General features: G+C 41.5%; 3 tRNA genes and 1 rRNA gene. All 4 read right to left on the bottom strand.

Going from position 1 to position 1,116, the window contains the following annotated elements:
* Positions 1–214, bottom strand: a 23S ribosomal RNA gene (locus tag DPF91_RS21700); the annotation flags it as partial.
* A gap of 417 nt (positions 215–631) precedes the next feature.
* Positions 632–707 (bottom strand) — tRNA-Val (locus tag DPF91_RS21695).
* A gap of 33 nt (positions 708–740) precedes the next feature.
* Positions 741–816, bottom strand: a tRNA-Lys gene (locus tag DPF91_RS21690).
* Between the two features lie 2 nt (positions 817–818).
* Positions 819–894 (bottom strand) — tRNA-Glu (locus DPF91_RS21685).
* Positions 895–1,116: the final 222 nt, after the last annotated feature.

Below are 1,116 nucleotides of genomic sequence, written 5' to 3'. Positions count from 1 at the left end.
TTCCTCCGGGTACTTAGATGTTTCAGTTCCCCGGGTTCGCCTCGCTGCACTATGTATTCATGCAGCGATACTTACTTATGTAAGTGGGTTTCCCCATTCGGAAATCCCAGACTCAAAGACTTTTACTGTCTAATCTGGGCTTATCGCAAGTTAATACGTCCTTCATCGCCTCTGACTGCCAAGGCATCCACCGTGTACGCTTAGTCACTTAACCATACAACCCCAAGAGGTTTCGATTTGCTTTCACTTTTTAAAAGTGAAGACAAAAAGGCGTATGGCAAACAACCAAGGTTTGTCTCTCATTATTTAAATGAGCGAGAGACATTCGATTTTGCCGGACTCAAATATTAAACATCACAGTAAACTGTGGTGTTTCCAAGAACACTTGAATGTGTGTTGGTACCTAAATTATCTCTTTATAAAAAGACATCATCTAGGATTTGAGAACTTTTAATTGAATAACAACGCATATCCGAAGATATGGGGATTGTTGTTATTCGTCAGCTTTCCAAATTGTTAAAGAGCATGTTTTCAATAAACATTTTCTAAGGACTTTCGGCGGCAAAAATTCCAACCACATACGTCTTACTGAAGTGGTTTGGAAATACTTAATCCAAAAATACTTAGAGAATGGTGGGCGATACCGGGCTCGAACCAGTGACCCCCTGCTTGTAAGGCAGGTGCTCTCCCAACTGAGCTAATCGCCCACGATAAGTTTTAATTCCTTCGTGGTGAAAGAATGGTGGGTCGTGCAGGATTCGAACCTGCGACCAATTGATTAAAAGTCAACTGCTCTACCAACTGAGCTAACGACCCAATGGTATCCCGTAGGGGAGTCGAACCCCTGTTACCGCCGTGAAAGGGCGGTGTCCTAGGCCTCTAGACGAACGGGACACTAGGTTTACTTTCACTTTTTAAAAGTGAAAACAAAAAGGCGTATGGCAAACAACCAAGGTTTGTCTCTCATTATTTAAATGAGCGAGAGACATTCGATTTTGCCGGACTCAAATATTAAACATCACAGTAAACTGTGGTGTTTCCAAGAACACTTGAATGTGTGTTGGTACCTAAATTATCTCTTTATAAAAAGACATCATCTAGGATTTGAGAACTTTT

The sequence above is a fragment of the Vibrio maerlii genome (assembly GCF_003415655.1).
Classification (GTDB): domain Bacteria; phylum Pseudomonadota; class Gammaproteobacteria; order Enterobacterales; family Vibrionaceae; genus Vibrio; species Vibrio maerlii.
This window is presented reverse-complemented; position numbering and strand designations above follow the sequence as displayed.